Below are 16,448 nucleotides of genomic sequence, written 5' to 3'. Positions count from 1 at the left end.
GTTAAGGCTCCAGTGACCGGAGGCTCAGCTGCTTCGCGTGGAAGTCGAAATGCTGCGTGGCATACGCGTAGGTGTCCGCGAGGGTCATGTCAGCTGTGAAGAAGGGGTCCCACCGGGTCGGGAAGGGCATCGACCTGGCCAGGGAGTCCGGGGTTTCGCGTTCGAGTCGGCGGGCCAGCGCCGCGATCGTCTTTTCGAGTTTCCGGCCCATCCGGTGCCGGTCGTAGACCATGGCGGCTGCAACCGATCCCCAATAGTTCACGACGTCGAACGGGCCGGTAGCCGCGTTCAAACCGGCGGCGAATCCCCTGCCCCAGGATCGGGGCAGGCGACTCATGACGCGGACCAAAGGCAAGAGGGACCTGACGATCATGTACCCGAAGACCATGTGGAAGAGCAGTTCCTCATTGGTCCAGCGGGTACCGTTACTCTTGCGTTGCAGATCCGACGGCGTCGCGCTCGCCAGCCAACTGTTCAGCTCCCGAAGGGCCCGTCGGTATCCTGCGAGGCATTCTTCCCGGGCCGGATCCATGGCTCCAGTGTCCCGCAATCGGCGGCGGAAGAAGCGCTGATCGTGTCAAGTGTTTTCCGGCCCCGGCGGGTCGGTCAAATCTGGTCCGGTGCGGCAGGGCCCGTTAAAAGCTTCATGCCCTCGGAAACGAACCTGCGTTCATCCTGTTTCAGGCGGTGAGCGCATATCCTTCGCGGATCCAGGCCAGCATCTCGGCGTCAATCTCTGAAGGGTCCTTCAGGATGACTTCGTTATGCCACCGGTTAGCAGATACCCGCTCGGCGCGGTGCACACGATCAGATTCGAGTTGCCTGTCCAAAACAATGTTGACCAGAATCCCGCCTCGGCGGGGATGGATCCCCAGAAACGCGCGCCCGTGAGCGACATGGAACGACGAGGCGTTCTCCTGCAACTCACACCCGTCAAGCGCAGAAATCTGATCGAGGAGGGCACCGTAAACGCCCGAGGAAACGGGATCGCCATCAATGCGTTCTCTTGCGGTACGTGCCATTCTGCCAGCATAAGGCGAAGGCTTGCCTCCGAGCCTATGGCCCATGCCTCACCCTCCTCCGGTTACCCCCGTGCCGGACCGCCACCGGACGGATCGAGAGGCCCTCGACCCGGGCGAAGTGGGGCTAGAAATAACCGCCCTACCAGGGGCATCTCAACCTGTCACAGTCAAAACGCCGACGGCTTAGTTTTCCACGAGTTCGGCGTAGAGCTTTTGGACGCGGGCATTGATGTCGTCGCGGACCAGGCGCATGCGGTCCATGCCTTCGATGCCACGAGCGGAGGGTTCGTCGGTTTCCCACGTCAGGACGCGGGCCGTGCCGTGGCGTTCGAGTTTGGCTTCGGTGCCCAAGACAACGACGACGTCGGCGGCGTCCAGCACGTCGTCCGTGATGGGTTTGGGGTGCTCGCCGGCGATCCCGATACCGAGCTCCTTCAAGGACTCCACGGATTCTAGATTCAAAGAGCTTCCGGGATTTGTGCCGGCCGAGTAGACAGCGACGGCGTCGCCGGCAAGGTCTCGCATGAGTGCCGCAGCGAGTTGGGATTTGCCGCCGTTCTTGCTGCAGACGAACAGGATATGTGGGGTCTTACGGTTTTCGGTCATGAATGTCATTCTTCCTGCTGTTCGGATGCGCTCAGCAGCGCATGGTGGGTGCTCAGAGTTCGCCGGAGCGTCCGTGGGTCAGGCCGGTGGGGAACCCGACGAGGACCGGCTCGGGAGCGGCGCAGCAGCCGGCGTCTTCGGACGATGCCCTGGTGTTCGTGGCGGGGACGTCGCAGCTGGTGCCGGCATCGGTGGAGCAGACTCCTGTTTCGGGCAGTTCAAGCTGGACGGTGTCAGCGGCTGCCTGGTCTCCGGCGAGGGCGGCAGCGATGGAGCGGACCTGTTCGTAACCGGTGGCCAGCAGGAAGGTCGGGGCACGGCCATAGGATTTCATGCCCACGATGTAGAAGTCCTTCTCAGGGTGCGCCAGAAGCCTCGCGCCGTGCGGAGGCACCGTGCCACAAGAATGGAATTCGGGATCGATCAGCGGGCCGAGCCCCACAGGTGCTTCGACGGCGGGGTCAAGGTTGAGTCGGAGTTCGCGGAGCATGTCCAGATCGGGGCGGAAGCCGGTGCAGGGCACGACGACGTCAACCTGTAGCGTGCGGCCGTCGCCTGCGGTGACGGTCAGGTGGGAGTCCAAGGATTTCAGCGAGCTGATGCCGAATCCGGTGTGCAATTCGATCTTTCCAGACTCCACAAGGCGCCGAAGCCTTCCGCCAAGCTGACCGCGGGCAGGTAGCCCATCGGCGTCCTCGCCGCCATAGACCTTTTCGGCGGAAGCGCCCCGGACTGCCCACAGGATTCGGGTTCCGGGCTCGTCCCTAGTGAGCTCCGTCAGGTTTATGAGGGTGTTGGCGGCAGAGTGTCCGGCACCGACTACCAGGACACGGCGTCCGGCGAAGGACTCGCGATCGCGACCTGTCACGTCCGGCAGAGGTGAGGAGATCCAGGCAGCTGCAGCGTGTTCACCGATGGCAGGCAGCCCTGAGGTGCCCAAGGGGTTGCGGGTGGACCACGTTCCGGAGGCATCGATCACACCTGACACCCGGTAGTGGCGGGTCCCACCGCCGTCGTGCTCAACCCGCACAAGGAATGGTGTGGAGTCGCGTTCACAGACGTGCGTCTTGTCCAGCCCTACGCGGGTGACCGCGCCAACCCGCGCACCGGTCTGGAGCCGGGAGCGGATGGCAGGAAGGGCGGACAAAGGTGCCAGGTAGTTGTCGACGAGTTCCCCGCCGTAAGGCAGTGCGGTCAGGCGCGGCGTCTCCCAGCCGGACGCCTCCAACAATCTCACGGCCGCGGCGTCGAGGTTGAAACGCCAAGGTGAGAACAGGCGGATGTGCCGCCAGTGTTCGATCGCGGCGCCCGCGGTCGGGCCCGCTTCGAAGATCACCGGTTCCAGTCCACGCTCCAAGAGGTGCGCGGCTGCGGCCAGGCCGATGGGCCCGGCTCCGATCACGGCAATGGGAAGCTCGTTCATTGAATCCAGGCTCCTCTGTTTCATCCATGGACTTACTACGGTGCTGCGCTACTTTGCGGCAGGGGTGAGGGACTCGATCAGGCCCTCGATGCGGGTCCTGATCTCGTCCCGGATCGGACGGACGGCTTCGATGCCCTGGCCGGCCGGGTCTTCGAGGACCCAGTCCTCGTAGCGTTTACCGGGGAAGTACGGGCATTCGTCGCCGCAGCCCATGGTGATGACGACGTCGGATTCCTTCACGGCTTCGGTGGTGAGGATCTTTGGGATTTCGGCGGACATGTCGATGCCAAGCTCGGCCATGGCCTCGACGGCGGCGGGGTTGACTTTGTCAGCGGGCTGGGACCCGGCGGAACGGACCTCAATCCGCCCATCAGCAAGGGCGGTGAGGAAAGCGGCAGCCATCTGGGAACGCCCGGCGTTGTGGACACAGACGAAGAGAACGGAGGGTTTCTTGACAGTTTCAGTGCTCATGAGAGGACCTTTCGATCGGGTGCAGAAGCCGGCAAAGCCAAGGGTAAAGGCGCAGGCAACGCCACAATGGCTGGGTACAGCGCGCGGATCAGGAAGAACCCGCCCGCGCCGCCCAGCAGCTGGGCGAGGATGAACGCCGGGGCGGAGGCCGGGGCAATCCCGGCGAAGGTGTCTGTGATGGTCCGGGCCACGGTTACGGCAGGGTTTGCGAAGCTGGTGGAGCTGGTGAACCAGTAGGCGGCGGTGATGTAGCCGCCGACGGCGAACGCCACGCGGTCGGCCCGCCCGGAGCGGATGGTGCCGAAGATGACCAGGAGCAGCCCGATAGTGGCGATGACTTCGCCGAGCCACAGCCCTCCCCCGGCGCGTTCATGCGTGGAGAGTGTCACGGCGTCGAGGCCGAACATCAGGTTGGCGAGCGCGGTCCCTGCCAGGCCTCCGACGAACTGGGCAGCGATCAGCGCCAAGGCGGTGGGCGTATCCAGGATCCCCAGGGCGCGCTCCACCAAAGTGACCACTGGGTTGAAGGATGCCGAGACCGGCTGCAGCGCCAGGATCAACGCCACGAGAGCGGCGCCGGTGGCGACGCTGTTCTGCAGGAGCTGCAGTCCGACGTCGTTCGGGGACAGTCGCGAGGCCATGACGCCGGACCCCACCACGGCCATCACGAGGAAAGCGGTGCCTGCGAACTCCGCCACGGACCGCCGCGTCAGCACGCTCACTGGCCCTGTCCCCCGATCAAGGCCGCCAGGCCGGACAAGGCATCGGTGCGTGCGCGGTAGTAGACCCACACGCCGCGCTTTTCGCGCTCCAACAGCCCCGCTTCGTGCAGGACCTTCAGGTGGTGGCTGATGGTCGGCTGTGACAGCTCAAAGGCGTCGTTCAAATCGCATACGCAGGCTTCGCCGCCCTCGTGGGATGCAACGAGCGACATTAGCCGGAGCCGCACCGGATCGCCCAGCGCCTTCAGCAGGGGCACGATCCCCGCGGCTTCCGATTCCGAGAGCGGTTCCCTGGCTAGCGGCGAACAACACTCCACCGTTTGGACGGGCGTTAACTGCAATGACATAGACACTCGTAAATATTCACATCTGTCGATGTTTAAGGCAAGGCCGCGGCGACAACGAAGTCTTCCGGCTCTCCGGCAAGCACAAATCGGAACACTGTGTGAAAACTTGTTAAGATGGGGTTGTCCATCGCGAAGGAGCAACTTTGAGTTCGTCAACATCACCTCCCCTGATCCCGGAGCAGCGCCATCAGGAGATTCTTCGCTTGCTTCGCCGCGAGGGGGTGCTGAGCATCCGCAGCCTCACGGAATCCATGAACGTCTCCCACATGACCATCCGGCGCGACATTACAGCCCTCGAAGATGCCGGGCATGTGTTGTCGGTCCAAGGAGGCGTGCGTTTGGCGGAGGGGACCAGCCAGGAACCTCCCCGGGAGAGGGAATCCCGAGCGCAGCTGGAGCTGCCGCGGAAAAAAGCAATCGCCGAGCTTGCGTCCCAGTTCGTCGAAGACGACATGGTCCTGTTCCTCGACGCCGGTACAACCTGCCAGTCCGTAGTCCCCTATCTGGGCGCCCGGAAGAACATCACCGTGGTCACCAACGATTTTTACGTGGTCACGTCCCTATTCGCATACCCGAACGTTGAGACCATCCATACCGGCGGCGTGGTGGATGCTTCCAGCGCCTCAAGCTCAGGCCGCATGGCGGCCGACGCCATCAAGCACATCAACATCGATCTGTTCTTCATGAGCACGGGCGCATGGAGCCTGTCCCGCGGCGTCACGACGCCGTCCATGGACAAAGTGGAAATGAAACTGGCCGCGCTCGAGTCAGCGTCGCGCTGCTTCCTGCTGGCGGACAGCACCAAGTTCGGAACCTTTGCGAAGTTCCGGGTCGCGCCGATCGAGCAACTCGACGCCGTTGTCACCGACGATGAACTGGCACAGGACACCCGGGATAACATCCAGGAATTGGGCGTTACAGTGCACGTCGCGGCAGCGAACGGTTCTGGACGCTAAACACCGACGTCCAACGCCGGCGTAGCCTCACGCCGATCCGGCCCGTTTCCGGCGGTCGTTCTTGCCGCGGAGGTCGCGGTTCAGGCGGCGGTCACCGTGGTAGAGCAGCGACTCCCAGTCGACCTGTTCCGGGGTTTTGGGGATGATGGCCGGCGGCTGCGCTTTCGGCATTTTGGGCTCGACGTACAGCCAGTTCAGCACGCCAAGGTACATGTCCACTCCGGAGTTGGCCAGTCCGATGTAGGCCCGGATCGCTCCGGCGGCCATGACGGCGTTGAAGGCAGCGAATGCCGCATTGCCCCAGTTTCCGAGTTGCCAGTTGCGCCAGACGGTCAACAAGGAGAACGCGACGATCAAGTACGGAGCGAGGACGTAGAGGGCCGGGGCCGCCGTGCGGTCCTTGACCTTCGGGGTGCGGACGAACGGGATCTTGTCTCCCGTGAGCGCTTGCTGGAGGGACTTCAGGACACCGGCAAGATTGACCGGCAGGAGCACAAGGTTGAAGCCGTAGATCCGGAAGATGTCGCTGAACCGGTGCCCGCAGTCCCGCAGGTCGCTGCCCATCGCCAGGAAGTAGGGCAGGGCCGCGAGGAAGACCAAGGGGCTGAGGAGACGGCTGTCGTAGGGGTACGCGAGGAGGAACAGCAGCCCGAAGCTCGCCCAGGTGATGGAGGCCATGTAGTTGACCCGCAACAGGATTTCACGGAAGAGCAGTGGCCGTGCTTGGCGGGTGCGGTTGCGGATCTGTTCCCAGAGTTTGGGCAGGATCAGCAGTCCGCCGTTGGCCCATCGCCGTCGCTGCACCACGAGCGATCCAAAGTCCGGCGGGGTGGCGCTGTAGCTGAGCCGCTCCGGGTAATTGGCCAGGGTCCAGCCGTGCTTGCCAAGGTCCACGCTGGACTCGGTGTCTTCGATGACAGTGCGGTCCTGGATGTACGTTCTGACCTCGAAGCCGCCCACCGTCGAGATCTCGACGATGTCTTCCAGGGCGCGTTTGCGGATCACGGCGTTCGCCCCCACCCAGAACGTCGCGCCGTATTGGGTCATCCCTTGGTGCTGGATGTGCTGGATGTCCGTGGTGGCCCCGGCGATGCGTTCGATCCGGGTCGGGGCACCGCGGAAGGAGGAGTACGGGGTCTGGGTGACGGCTACCTGCTCATTGCCCGGGGATTCGAGGAGATGAACCAGGCGGAGGCAGTAGTCGCGCAGCAGCATCGAGTCCGCGTCCAGCGTCAGGACGTAAGTGGTGTCCGGGACCGACAGCACATCGCCGTCGTCGACCCCTGCGGGCCGCAAGACGGTGCCGTCGGCTGTCTGTTCCGGGTGCCAGGTCCCGCCCATGAGCGAAAGGTAGGCGTTCAGGTTCATTGCCTTGTTGGCCTCGTGGGAGAGGCTCGCGAACCGCTTCCGCTCGAACGTGGACACCCGGGCGTTGAAGATCCAGGTCAGCCGCGCGTACAGCTCAGCGATGCGTTCCGGGCCGGGCGAGGTCCGCTGTGCGTTGGCGGCCGTCAGGGCCAGGATCACGAGGCGTAGTTCCCGGGCCAGGCCCATGAGGACCAGGTCCACGAAGAACTCATCCACGTGGTCCTCGACGGACTCGGTCTCGGCCATAGCTTCGAGCCATTCCGCAGCGTATTGGTATTCGGCGATCAGCCGCTCAACTTCGGTGCCGGCGTTAGTGCCGGCCCCCGGTTCAGGTTCTTGATCACGACGACGACGGCGGTACCTCGCGTAGGCGGCGTTGACCCTGGCCGCTGGTTCCTTGAGGGTATCCGTGATCTGGCCGGCGAGCGCGCGGGTGGCTTCGAGGCGCCGGAGCACGTCGGGGTCTTCCGGGAAGGGGGGATCATCGAGAAGCAGCACGACGCTCAGGTCCGGGAATTCCTGCAGGACCGCGGACCACATGGTGCCGCGGACTACTTCCGGTTCTTCCGCGTAGGAAGGAATCAGCACCGTGATGCCCTCGGAGTAGTCGAAGAAGTGCCGGTCCAGCTCCCCTCGGGGAACCCGTCGGTGGGTCCGGAAGCGGGTCAGGGCGCCTTGGCGGGCGGTGAGGTACATCAGGGCCGAGAACGTCAGGAAGGACACCACCACCAAGTAGGAGAGGGATTCGGCGCCGAAGCGGAATCCGGCGCCGGGGTTGTCCACCAGCTGTTTGAGGACGGTCGTGACCACATAGCCGAGCCAGGCGAGCACGGTGGTGAGGACGCCGATCCGGCCGAGGACGATTTTGCGCCGCGATGGTGCCGGGTGGACGATCGAGAGCGGTTCAGAGCGTTTCTCTGCTCCCCACTGACGCTTTCGGGCTTTTGATGACTGCCCGTCAGCCGTTCCTTGGTCATCGGGGCGTAGCAGCACGATCTGATCCGACATGAATCCCCATTCGCCGTCCGTGCGCCCCCAGCGGACGCGCGGCACAATGCAGGCGTAATGTGACGGCCCGCACTACAGTGCGCCCCTATGATAGGCGAACGACGCGTAGTTGGGACAAGACTCGTGGAAATGCTACGCCAAGCTGCGCAGCTACCACCGGAGTGAGCTCTTTCCCGGACATCCGCGAAGTCCTATTCGAATGCTCTGGGGGTATCTCTGTGTCGAAGCGCTTTCCCGGCCGGCGGCTGTCCGTCCTGCGTTTGGGCATCCTTTGCGTCATCGTGGTCGCGGCGGTCACGGCGGGCTACCTCGGCCTCCGCAACGTCCAGGATGTCAGTGCCGCCGCATCCATGCCTTCGGTGTTTTCCGGCTATGTGGACGTGACGGCGACGCCGCGCTTCGCGTTCGAAGATCCAGCCGTCCCCAGCGCGAAAGCCGTGGTGCTGTCCTTCGTCGTCGCCGATCCGAAGCAGGGCTGCGCCCCGTCCTGGGGTGCGGCATATAGCCCGGACCAGGCAGCTTCCGACCTCGACTTGGACCGGAGGATCGCCCGTCTCCGTCAGCTTGGAGGGGCCACAGCGGTTTCCTTCGGCGGGATGAACAACAACGAACTCGCGGTTTCCTGCAAAGACACGAAGGCCCTGACAGACGCCTACCGGCAGATTGTGGATCGCTACGACGTCGCGACGGTAGATCTCGACGTCGAAGGCGTCGCCTTGGGCGACATAGCCGCAGCCGACCGACGGGCGCAGGCCATTGCCGCCCTTCAGAAGGAGCGCAAAGCCAGCGGCAAGCCCCTCGCCGTCTGGCTGACCCTTGCAGCCGACCCGGACGGCCTCACGAGCCAAGGCCAGGTCATCGTGGCGCACACCCTCGCGGGCGGCGTAGAACTGGAGGGCGTGAACATCATGACGATGGATTTCGGTGCCAGTAAGCCTGCAGCTTGGAGCATGTCCCGTGCCGCAGAATCAGCTGCGGATGCGGCCCACGGACAGCTCGCCGCCCTCTACCGCAACGCAGGAACCGACTTTGGCAGCGAAACCCTCTGGCGCAAGCTTGGCCTGACCGTCATGGTGGGCCAGAACGATATCGCCGGCGAAATATTCACCCTCGATGACGCAGCCACCATGAACAGCTTCGTCAAAGACAAAGGCCTCGGCAGGTTGTCGATGTGGTCCATGAACAGGGACAGGACGTGCAGCCCCAACTACCCCGATTTGAGCAAGGTCTCGGACAGCTGCAGCGGGGTGGTCCAGGGTTCCCAACTGTTCTCGGCCACCCTTGCCAATGATGTGGCGTTGCCTACTCCGGCTGTGGTTCCATCCCCTACAGCCACTGCCTCAACCAGTGCGACGCCCACCATCGATGACCCGGCGACCAGCCCTTATCCGATATGGAGCACCTATGCCGCATACACCGCGGCGGACAGGGTGGTCTGGCACGGCAGCGTCTACGAGGCAAAATGGTGGACCCGCGCCGACGTCCCGGACAACCCGGTTCTGCAGGGCGGCGCCACCCCATGGAAACTCGTGGGTCCGGTGCTGCCCGGAGACAGGCCAAGCCCCAAGGCGACGGTGCCCGCGGGAACCTTCCCGGCGTGGGCGCCGGAGACGATCTATCACAAGGGCGACCGCATTCTCTTCGAAGGCTCCGCGTTCGAGGCCAAGTGGTGGACTCAAGGAGATAGCCCGGAAGCCGCAATCCAGGGTGCCCCGGACTCCCCGTGGGCAAAATTGACCCCAGCCCAGATCCTGACCCCGTCGCCCACCACGCCAGCTCCCTGAGATTAGGCGCGAACTGGCAGCTGATGCCCTCAAAATCGCTTCGTGAGGGCATCAGCTGCCTGTTCGGGGTGGGGTTGGGACGAAGCGGCAGACGCCGTCCCCCAAATGCGTTTGCAAGCTCATACCCCGTTAATGTCCGGCAGCCCCGAAAGTGTAACTAACCGCTTGACGTTGAGTGAGCTGCGCAGCCTTAGCCTGGGCGAAGGGCAATTCCTACGTCGGGTTTTGCAACTTGAGTTTCATCCCGGGCTTGAAGGAGGCAGTGTCCTCGGGGGACATCGAAAACATCCCAGGGAGCTTGTTGTCAGTCACCAACTGCCTGACTGGTATCCCAAAACGAGCTGCGACGGCACCGGGGTTATCGCCGGCCTGCACAATATAGACATCCGGTTGGCCCGACGCGTCCTTCTCGTATTCGCCACTGGCTCCCGGCCGCTGATAGTCGACTCCCCGCAGATCAACGACAGTCCCTGGTGCCGGCTCGGCGTCTATGGCCTTCGCCTGAAATGCTTTGAGGCTTTCTTCCTTGAGCTCGAATGCTTTCGCAATAGACGCCCAGGTATCCCCGGCGACCGTCGTGTACTTCGCCGGCAGCTTGTAGGAACTCAGACTCACCTTGCCGGCCGCCTCAGGCAAGGGCGCACTGGAACTGGATGCACTAGCCACCGCGGCTTGAGGTGACGGGGAAATACTGGGGGAAGGTGCGGGCTCCGAATAGGCACAGGATGCCAGCAACATTGCCGACGCGGCCAGCAAAGAGAGCGATCCTATCGTCCGTACATGGAAGCTGCCGATACGAATGTAAGCCTTCAAACCATCCCCCTGAGTTGCGCCGCCGCCCACGGCAGCACGATGCGTGCTCAGTCAAAGATTAGCCCAAGCCAGCTCACACCGGGGCGAGCCATACTGCCGCAGCCCAGGGCTCTTAGGTGCAGGTGAATTGGCCGGTCTTGGGTGTGCCGGTCCAGGTGTTGCTGGTGCCGGGGACGGGGTATTGGTTTTGGACGGTCCAGTTCCAGGTTCCGAGGTGGGGGACGATTTTCGCGGTGTAGGTTCCGCCGCCGCTTTGGTTGCTGGTGCCGGTGAAGACGACGATCCCGAGGACGGTGGTGACGGTGAACTGGCCTTGGAAGCGGGGATCGGTCAGGGCCCAGTCGGTGACGGTGATGGTGAGGCTCGATCCCTGGCAGGACGCGCTGACGGTGGCGGTCGATGCCAGGGTGGCGGAGGAGACGGGGAGCGCGGCGCCGGCGGTGGTGTTGAACGCGGCTTGGGCGATGCCGGGGGCGAAGACCAGGACCGCGGCGGCTGCCAGGACCGAGGCGAGGCGCCCGGGCGCGGGCGTCCGGGCGGTGTCGGCGGTGCTCCGGCTTCTTCGCAAGGTCGGCGGCTTTCTGTCAGGCCCGGTGGTCGGTTCCATTCTCACCGTTTTCAGGCGGTAAGGGCAGGGCACCGGGTCCGGTTCTTGGAGGATTTCATGCGGCGCGCCGGGCGGTGTGACCGCCCAGGGCTTTTTCCAGCTGGGCCTGGTGCTCGCGGACGGCGTCCCCGGCCCGGGCCGCGGCGGTGTGGTCGGTCGTGGCCAGGGCGTGTTCGAGGCGGAGGCAGTGTTGTTCCATCCGGAGCGCCCCGACCATCGAGGAGCTGGTTTTCAGGCTGAGCACCGCGTCCATGGCGAGCTCGGTGTTGCCGGTGCTCAGGGCGTGGCTGATCCGCTCCACCCGGGCGGGCAGCAGCCTGGCGTAGGCGGCGGCGAACTTCCGGGCCGCTTCCTTGCTCTTCATCTCCCGGGCCAGGCGCCTGAGGGGGCGGCGGTCAAAAGCCGGCAACGGCCGCCCAGCCGCGGCGCCGGTAACCGCGTCGCCCACGCCGCCGGCGGTACCGGCGGCGTTGTCTTCAGCGGCGGTGCCGGCGTCGGGGTTTTTGCGCCAGATGGAGGCGAGGAGCAGGAGCACCAGGGCGGCCGGGGCGCCGTACATCAGGACCTTCAAGACCACGGGATCGCGCAGGGCGCGGATCGCGTTGCCCAGGTACGGGACGGTGAACACCTGCCGGTCCACCTGCCCGCCGGCCAGGGCCGCGGTCCAGGGGTCGGGGCCGTTGTTCGCGTCGCCCTTGGTCCGGACCGTCGCGGTGCCCTGGCTGTTGACTGCCAGCTCGATGATCCGGTGGGTTTCCACCCGCTGGTCCTCCACCGGGATGTGGTAGGTGATGATGTCCCCGACCTTCAGCTCCTGGACCGCGACGGGGACGGTGACCACGACGTCCCCGGGGTTGATCAGCGGCGACATCGACCCGGTGAGCATCGTGGACGTCTGGTAACCCAGCACGCGCGGCCCGACGGCGAGGAACAGGAACGCCGCGACCGCGGCCACCATCACCGCGGTCGTGACGACACCGACCAGGGCCCGGGCAACCCCCGGCCCCGCACCCCGGCCCTCACCCGCGGCTTCGGTGCCGGCGTTTTCAGTGCCAGGCCGATCGGTGCCGGGTGCCGTCGTCGTGGTCGGGGGGACCCGCCGGTGGCGGACCGGTGCTGCGGTCATGGCTGGGCTCTCCGTTTCTGGGGGGAGGCCCTCCGCCGTCGTTTTCAAGGGGGGGCTCGACGGCGGAGGGCTGGCTCGGGGCTGGGGTTACCGGCCGGGGTTGCCGGGGGTGTTACTGGTTGGTGGCGGTGCGCTGGGTGCCGGTGAAGGTGAAGCCGATGGTGCTGCTCTGGTTCTGCAGGGTGTTGTCCGCGGTGGAGGGCAGGGTCAGGGTGACGCGCAGGTTGTCGGTGTGTCCGGCGGTGACCGAGGTCAGGTTGGCCAGGGCCACGTTCGCGCCGATCACGGGACGGGAGGCCAGGACCGTGGTGGTGGTGCCGGTGCAGGTGTAGGTGTAGGCGGGGGCGGTGCCGGCCTCGGTCCAGGGCACGGAGCAGTCATCGACGGTGAGCTGCAGGCCCATGGTGGTGTTGGTGTCCAGCAGGGAGGACGGGGCGGCCGCGGTGGTCAGGGTGATCGCGGAGAGGTTCTGGTTCCCGGCGGCGTTGGCCAGGGTCGCCACGCGCTGCACGGTGTCGCCCGGGACCAGGCCGGACGCGGCGACGTTGAGCCGGTTCGCTGCGGTGCCTGTGGTGCCCAGGGCGATGTTCACGATGCCCGAGGCCACGGTGTTGCTGGCCGAGGTGCTGGAGGTGAAGGCACCGTAGGTTCCCAGTCCCGCCACGCCGGCAGCTGTGCCGACCAGGGCCAGGGAAGCAATGACTTTACCGGTGGTGGTTTTCAGGTTGAGACCCATGATGAAATTTCCGTTTCTTGAAGCCCGTGAGACCGGGACCTTTGCTGTCCGATGACCACTACTTTCCGGCAGGTTTTTCAGGAAGCCGCAAGGATTCCCCAAGCTTCGGTTCAAGATTGCTTAAAGATTCCATCAAGTAGTCTTCGAGTGGTGACAGACAAAAGCCCCCAAGACACCAGGTAGCGGAAACGAGTAGCCCGCACCGGCTCAGTAACAGGTGAGCCCGCCGGCCCCGGCAGTTCAGCTGCCTGTCGTCAGCGGTTCAGAGGAGTGCGGGCGGAGTCCCCCGGCACGGCCATCGAGCGTCTGCGCCGGAACAGCAGGGCAAACGCGACGGCACCCGCGAGGAAGATCAGGCCGGCAACCCAGGTGTTCACCCGGAGCCCCAGAATCAGGTTGGCATAGTCGGAGCGCATCAGTTCAAAAGCGAAGCGTCCCGCCGTGTACCCGGCAACGTACAGGGAGAACACGCTTCCCGCCCCGAGGGTAAAGCGCCGGTCCACATACAAAAGAAGAAGCCCGACGACGACGCACCACAGCGATTCGTAGAGGAACGTGGGCTGGAAATAGCCAAGGACCACCGGGGCACCCGAGGGATCGGTCACCGCTGACCCGGTGGCAGGGTCCATCTGATGGATCTGGAGTTTCCACGGAAGGGTCGTCGGATCCCCGTAGAGCTCGTTGTTGAACCAGTTACCCCACCGGCCCAGGGCCTGGGCAAAAACCACCCCCGGCGCCACGGCGTCCAGGAACGCAAGCAAGGAGACCTTCGCTCTCCGGCAGCCGATCCACGCCCCCGCTACGCCCAAGGCCACGGCGCCCCAGATCCCCAGGCCGCCATCCCAGATGGCAAAGGCATTCCACGGATTCTTCCCTGGAAGGAAGTAGAGCTCAGGGTCGGTGATGACGTGGTAGATCCGCCCCCCGATGATTCCTGCGGGCACCGCCCAGAGGCAAATGTCCAGAACCTGCCCGTCCTGGCCGCCCCGGGCGGTCCAACGTCGGGAAGTGAGCCAGACGGCCACAGCGATCCCGGCCAGGATACACAGGGCGTAGAAATGGATGGTCAAGGGACCCACGTGAAAGGCGCTCACGGTCGGCGACGGAAGGAATGAATCGCTGGAAGTCATGGAGGCCATGGACTCCTGTCTGGAAGGTACGGGCGACGGCGGGACGGGGCTGCGCTTGAAGTAAGTTGTTCGGTTACAGAACTATTCTATAAGGGGACTATCGGGCTAGGCTAAATGCAATGAAAACCGTCAACGCCACCGAACCCCCGGTCCGTGACTACACGGGCGCCGATGCCTGGTCGCTGACCGGCGTGATAGCGCGCCTGCGACGGGTCCTGCGCTCCAGCGTGCGGCAGGAGTTCCCTTGGGAGTCCCTTCCCATGGCCCAAGTAGAGGTAATGCAACGCCTCGCCGAGGAGCCCGGGATAGGCGTCAGCGGCCTCGCTGACCGTCAACGGCTTGCCACCAACACGGTCAGCAACCTGGTTCAGCAAATGGTGACCACAGGCCTGGTGGAGCGCACCCCCCGGCCTGGTGACCGGAGGGCCGCGAACCTGAGCCTGACACAGAGCGGCACGGAAATATTGGCAGCATGGCAGGCCGCCAACGACAGGCGACTCGGGCAAGCCCTCGAACGGCTCCCGAAGGCCTACCGGAATGCAATAGAAAACGCCGTCCCTGCACTGGCCGCCCTCGCGGCCCTCCTGGAATCCGACGACAAGAGCCAGGACCGGGACCAGGACCGGCAAAACGGTGCACGACCGTAAGGGATCCGCTTAGCAAGACTCGCGGTTGCCATCCTCTTCCCCGAGCGCGAACTGGCAGCTGATGCCCTCAACATCGCCCCCAGAGGGCATGTACTGCCAGTTCGCGCTAGGTCGATGAACCAGCGTGAGTGTTCATGATGGAGTTACCGGCGGTCCGGAGGATGGGGCGTCCGATGCGCGCTGATCACCGCCAGGACGATTCCCCCCATCAGGGCAAAAAGCGCGCCGCCCATTGACCAGACAATCACGTCCATTGGCCAGGATGGCCCTTGCGTGGGGTCGAGCCGTGAAGTGTTGAGGCCAAATACCGCCGAACCGATCCAGATGTAACCAACAACCAGGATGGCGACAGCTCCTAGCACTACGGCGACTATGAAGAGTAGTTTCATCGCTTTGGACATATTCACGTTCCCAACCTCAAGACCATCAGGGATTGCACCTATAGGTTAGGTTCAATTGGGCGCCCCAGTACATCACCGGGCGCCAGGATTCGAGGTTATAGGTGCCGCCCTCGAAAACGTTTCCAACGACGTGGCACAGGTATTGCTCTTGGATGGTCGGGGTCAGGTTCCAGCCAACCCTGTTCAACTTGGTACGTAACTCGTCGACGTGCGCGTTGTGGGTTGGTAAGCCGTTGAACTGCCTTCCCCAAGGGGTGGGATTGAGATTCACAACACCACCCCTTGGGGTGTAGGTAATCCAAGGGAGGCCAGAGATCAAGTCAATCCCGAGCCAGGGATCTGCCACGACCGGATACTGAATCTTTGGGTCTGAGTGAGCCACCACCTGAATGAGCTTTCGGCCATGTACTTCGTATCGAGTGGGAACTGATACTCCGGCAGCATCGGTGGCCCAAGGTTTCGCGAAACCACCCAGAAAGGCGCCGTCCGAGCCAATAATCGAAACACTTCCATCTTCGTTGACCTTCATCTTGCCCGCACTCTGAAGCCCAATGTCGTAGGCGTACCGGGAAGGTGCATCAGCGGACTCAATGATCGTGTGGACAGCAAGTGAATCGTCGGACTGCGGGACAGGAACAGTGGTCGAACCATTCCCGTTGTCAAAGGCAACCAGGCCCTTCCCAATCGATCGTGCCTCAGCTGCCCTCTCTGGAAAAGGAAGTCCGAACGAAAGAGACTTCCCGCTTCGGCCGGTCACTTCGACCAAACCGGAGGAGTTGGCAGGAATTTTGACTGAATGTGGACCATTACGGTTTTGTGTCAGTGACTTTATGCTGGGCGAGGCAGCCGCGATAACCGCGAACGCGTCGGAGCCTTGTCCGGCTGTCGAAGCCGATGCAGGTCCTGGCTGTTCGAGCAATAGAGCAAGGACCGCGATTCCGGTAGTCAGGGATGAAATCGTTCTATATAGCTTCATATTTCCCCCAATTATTGTGCAGCTCTCATCCTTTTCTTTGGGTTTGCACCGAATGAGTACACAGGAAAATATCAGCCCCGATGGCCTCTGAGTACCTCCAAATAGCGAAGATTGAGTCCACCATCGGCGAAACTTTCGTATTGGCCGCAGCCCAGCCCACTAGCGTCGTAGCGCTATGACGACGACGGCCACGGTCGCCACAGCGAGGATCGCCAGCCCCACGTACGCAAGCATCTGAAGGCGCTGCTTCCGAATTTCCCGCTTCGACTCACGAGCCGACAGCCCAATCATCATTTTGTTCCCCA

General features: G+C 63.8%; 19 protein-coding genes. 3 read left to right on the top strand and 16 right to left on the bottom strand.

The window, feature by feature from the left end; genetic code table 11:
* Position 1 precedes the first annotated feature (1 nt).
* From ACFVTG_RS04345 to ACFVTG_RS04315, 7 genes are all read right to left on the bottom strand, one after another.
* Positions 2 to 532 carry a DinB family protein gene (locus ACFVTG_RS04345; RefSeq protein WP_390278379.1) on the bottom strand — a complete coding sequence of 177 codons (531 nt, stop codon included), beginning with the start codon at positions 530 to 532 and terminating at the stop codon, positions 2 to 4.
* 148 nt (positions 533 to 680) lie between these two features.
* A complete protein-coding gene (locus tag ACFVTG_RS04340) occupies positions 681 to 1,022 on the bottom strand; it encodes a DUF5655 domain-containing protein (RefSeq protein WP_390278376.1) in 342 nt (113 codons plus the stop codon).
* 183 nt (positions 1,023 to 1,205) lie between these two features.
* On the bottom strand, positions 1,206 to 1,637 hold the full coding sequence (locus ACFVTG_RS04335) for a low molecular weight phosphatase family protein (RefSeq protein WP_390278373.1): 432 nt from the start codon (positions 1,635 to 1,637) through the stop codon (positions 1,206 to 1,208).
* A 43-nt stretch (positions 1,638 to 1,680) separates the two neighbouring features.
* A complete protein-coding gene (locus ACFVTG_RS04330; protein WP_390278370.1) occupies positions 1,681 to 3,051 on the bottom strand; it encodes an NAD(P)-binding domain-containing protein in 1,371 nt (456 codons plus the stop codon).
* Positions 3,052 to 3,099: 48 nt separating this feature from the next.
* The gene (locus ACFVTG_RS04325; protein ID WP_284755300.1) at positions 3,100 to 3,522 is read right to left on the bottom strand and encodes an arsenate reductase ArsC; all 423 of its coding nucleotides are present in this window, start codon (positions 3,520 to 3,522) and stop codon (positions 3,100 to 3,102) included.
* Positions 3,519 to 4,244, bottom strand: coding sequence for an aquaporin (locus tag ACFVTG_RS04320; protein WP_390278367.1), 726 nt, complete (start codon positions 4,242 to 4,244; stop codon positions 3,519 to 3,521). Before ACFVTG_RS04320 ends, ACFVTG_RS04325 begins: the two co-directional genes overlap by 4 nt.
* On the bottom strand, positions 4,241 to 4,591 hold the full coding sequence (locus ACFVTG_RS04315; RefSeq protein WP_390278943.1) for an ArsR/SmtB family transcription factor: 351 nt from the start codon (positions 4,589 to 4,591) through the stop codon (positions 4,241 to 4,243). Before ACFVTG_RS04315 ends, ACFVTG_RS04320 begins: the two co-directional genes overlap by 4 nt.
* 143 nt (positions 4,592 to 4,734) lie before the next feature.
* Between ACFVTG_RS04315 and ACFVTG_RS04310 the strand changes: the two genes are divergently transcribed.
* Positions 4,735 to 5,547, top strand: coding sequence for a DeoR/GlpR family DNA-binding transcription regulator (locus ACFVTG_RS04310; protein ID WP_284755297.1), 813 nt, complete (start codon positions 4,735 to 4,737; stop codon positions 5,545 to 5,547).
* A 27-nt stretch (positions 5,548 to 5,574) separates the two neighbouring features.
* Here ACFVTG_RS04310 and ACFVTG_RS04305 read toward each other — a convergent pair whose 3' ends face one another.
* Positions 5,575 to 7,923 (bottom strand): glycosyltransferase family 2 protein, encoded by a 2,349-nt coding sequence (locus ACFVTG_RS04305; protein WP_390278364.1) that lies wholly within the window; start codon positions 7,921 to 7,923, stop codon positions 5,575 to 5,577.
* A gap of 218 nt (positions 7,924 to 8,141) precedes the next feature.
* On the opposite strand from ACFVTG_RS04305, the gene ACFVTG_RS04300 reads away from it, so the two are divergent.
* Positions 8,142 to 9,707 carry a chitinase gene (locus tag ACFVTG_RS04300; RefSeq protein ID WP_390278361.1) on the top strand — a complete coding sequence of 522 codons (1,566 nt, stop codon included), beginning with the start codon at positions 8,142 to 8,144 and terminating at the stop codon, positions 9,705 to 9,707.
* Between the two features lie 213 nt (positions 9,708 to 9,920).
* Here the strand turns inward: ACFVTG_RS04300 and ACFVTG_RS04295 are convergent, their stop codons facing one another.
* From ACFVTG_RS04295 to lgt, 5 genes are all read right to left on the bottom strand, one after another.
* Positions 9,921 to 10,550 carry a LysM peptidoglycan-binding domain-containing protein gene (locus ACFVTG_RS04295; protein ID WP_390278359.1) on the bottom strand — a complete coding sequence of 210 codons (630 nt, stop codon included), beginning with the start codon at positions 10,548 to 10,550 and terminating at the stop codon, positions 9,921 to 9,923.
* 82 nt (positions 10,551 to 10,632) lie between these two features.
* Complete coding sequence (locus ACFVTG_RS04290; protein ID WP_390278356.1) at positions 10,633 to 11,088, bottom strand: hypothetical protein; 456 nt, start codon at positions 11,086 to 11,088, stop codon at positions 10,633 to 10,635.
* 94 nt (positions 11,089 to 11,182) lie between these two features.
* Positions 11,183 to 12,253, bottom strand: coding sequence for a signal peptidase I (locus tag ACFVTG_RS04285; RefSeq protein WP_390278353.1), 1,071 nt, complete (start codon positions 12,251 to 12,253; stop codon positions 11,183 to 11,185).
* A gap of 112 nt (positions 12,254 to 12,365) precedes the next feature.
* Complete coding sequence (locus ACFVTG_RS04280; protein ID WP_390278350.1) at positions 12,366 to 12,989, bottom strand: TasA family protein; 624 nt, start codon at positions 12,987 to 12,989, stop codon at positions 12,366 to 12,368.
* A 254-nt stretch (positions 12,990 to 13,243) separates the two neighbouring features.
* Entirely contained in the window at positions 13,244 to 14,128 is an 885-nt protein-coding gene (gene lgt, locus ACFVTG_RS04275; protein WP_390278347.1) for a prolipoprotein diacylglyceryl transferase, read from the bottom strand.
* Between the two features lie 110 nt (positions 14,129 to 14,238).
* Here lgt and ACFVTG_RS04270 point away from each other — a divergent pair, with 110 nt between their 5' ends.
* On the top strand, positions 14,239 to 14,766 hold the full coding sequence (locus ACFVTG_RS04270; RefSeq protein ID WP_390278344.1) for a MarR family winged helix-turn-helix transcriptional regulator: 528 nt from the start codon (positions 14,239 to 14,241) through the stop codon (positions 14,764 to 14,766).
* A gap of 143 nt (positions 14,767 to 14,909) precedes the next feature.
* On the opposite strand, the gene ACFVTG_RS04265 is transcribed toward ACFVTG_RS04270, so the two are convergent.
* The 3 genes from ACFVTG_RS04265 to ACFVTG_RS04255 form a co-directional block, all read right to left on the bottom strand.
* The gene (locus tag ACFVTG_RS04265; protein WP_390278341.1) at positions 14,910 to 15,173 is read right to left on the bottom strand and encodes a hypothetical protein; all 264 of its coding nucleotides are present in this window, start codon (positions 15,171 to 15,173) and stop codon (positions 14,910 to 14,912) included.
* A 19-nt stretch (positions 15,174 to 15,192) separates the two neighbouring features.
* Positions 15,193 to 16,143, bottom strand: a complete 951-nt coding sequence (locus ACFVTG_RS04260) for a DUF2599 domain-containing protein (RefSeq protein WP_390278338.1) — start codon at positions 16,141 to 16,143, stop codon at positions 15,193 to 15,195.
* 159 nt (positions 16,144 to 16,302) lie between these two features.
* Complete coding sequence (locus ACFVTG_RS04255) at positions 16,303 to 16,437, bottom strand: hypothetical protein (RefSeq protein ID WP_390278335.1); 135 nt, start codon at positions 16,435 to 16,437, stop codon at positions 16,303 to 16,305.
* Positions 16,438 to 16,448 lie beyond the last annotated feature (11 nt).

The organism is Arthrobacter sp. NPDC058127 (assembly GCF_042884555.1).
Classification (GTDB): domain Bacteria; phylum Actinomycetota; class Actinomycetes; order Actinomycetales; family Micrococcaceae; genus Arthrobacter.
The sequence above is the reverse complement of the archived record's forward strand: the minus strand, read 5'-3'. Positions and strand labels throughout refer to the sequence as shown.

What these genes read in the sequence shown, in the direction of transcription:
- ACFVTG_RS04305 (WP_390278364.1), bottom strand. Translation starts at nt 7,923, where the DNA reads ATGTCGGATCAGATCGTGCTGCTACGCCCCGATGACCAAGGAACGGCT.
- ACFVTG_RS04325 (WP_284755300.1), bottom strand. Translation starts at nt 3,522, where the DNA reads ATGAGCACTGAAACTGTCAAGAAACCCTCCGTTCTCTTCGTCTGTGTC.
- ACFVTG_RS04345 (WP_390278379.1), bottom strand. Translation starts at nt 532, where the DNA reads ATGGATCCGGCCCGGGAAGAATGCCTCGCAGGATACCGACGGGCCCTT.
- ACFVTG_RS04335 (WP_390278373.1), bottom strand. Translation starts at nt 1,637, where the DNA reads ATGACATTCATGACCGAAAACCGTAAGACCCCACATATCCTGTTCGTC.
- ACFVTG_RS04285 (WP_390278353.1), bottom strand. Translation starts at nt 12,253, where the DNA reads ATGACCGCAGCACCGGTCCGCCACCGGCGGGTCCCCCCGACCACGACG.
- ACFVTG_RS04280 (WP_390278350.1), bottom strand. Translation starts at nt 12,989, where the DNA reads ATGGGTCTCAACCTGAAAACCACCACCGGTAAAGTCATTGCTTCCCTG.
- ACFVTG_RS04315 (WP_390278943.1), bottom strand. Translation starts at nt 4,591, where the DNA reads ATGTCATTGCAGTTAACGCCCGTCCAAACGGTGGAGTGTTGTTCGCCG.
- ACFVTG_RS04255 (WP_390278335.1), bottom strand. Translation starts at nt 16,437, where the DNA reads ATGATGATTGGGCTGTCGGCTCGTGAGTCGAAGCGGGAAATTCGGAAG.
- lgt (WP_390278347.1), bottom strand. Translation starts at nt 14,128, where the DNA reads ATGGCCTCCATGACTTCCAGCGATTCATTCCTTCCGTCGCCGACCGTG.
- ACFVTG_RS04260 (WP_390278338.1), bottom strand. Translation starts at nt 16,143, where the DNA reads ATGAAGCTATATAGAACGATTTCATCCCTGACTACCGGAATCGCGGTC.
- ACFVTG_RS04270 (WP_390278344.1), top strand. Translation starts at nt 14,239, where the DNA reads ATGAAAACCGTCAACGCCACCGAACCCCCGGTCCGTGACTACACGGGC.
- ACFVTG_RS04340 (WP_390278376.1), bottom strand. Translation starts at nt 1,022, where the DNA reads ATGGCACGTACCGCAAGAGAACGCATTGATGGCGATCCCGTTTCCTCG.
- ACFVTG_RS04330 (WP_390278370.1), bottom strand. Translation starts at nt 3,051, where the DNA reads ATGAACGAGCTTCCCATTGCCGTGATCGGAGCCGGGCCCATCGGCCTG.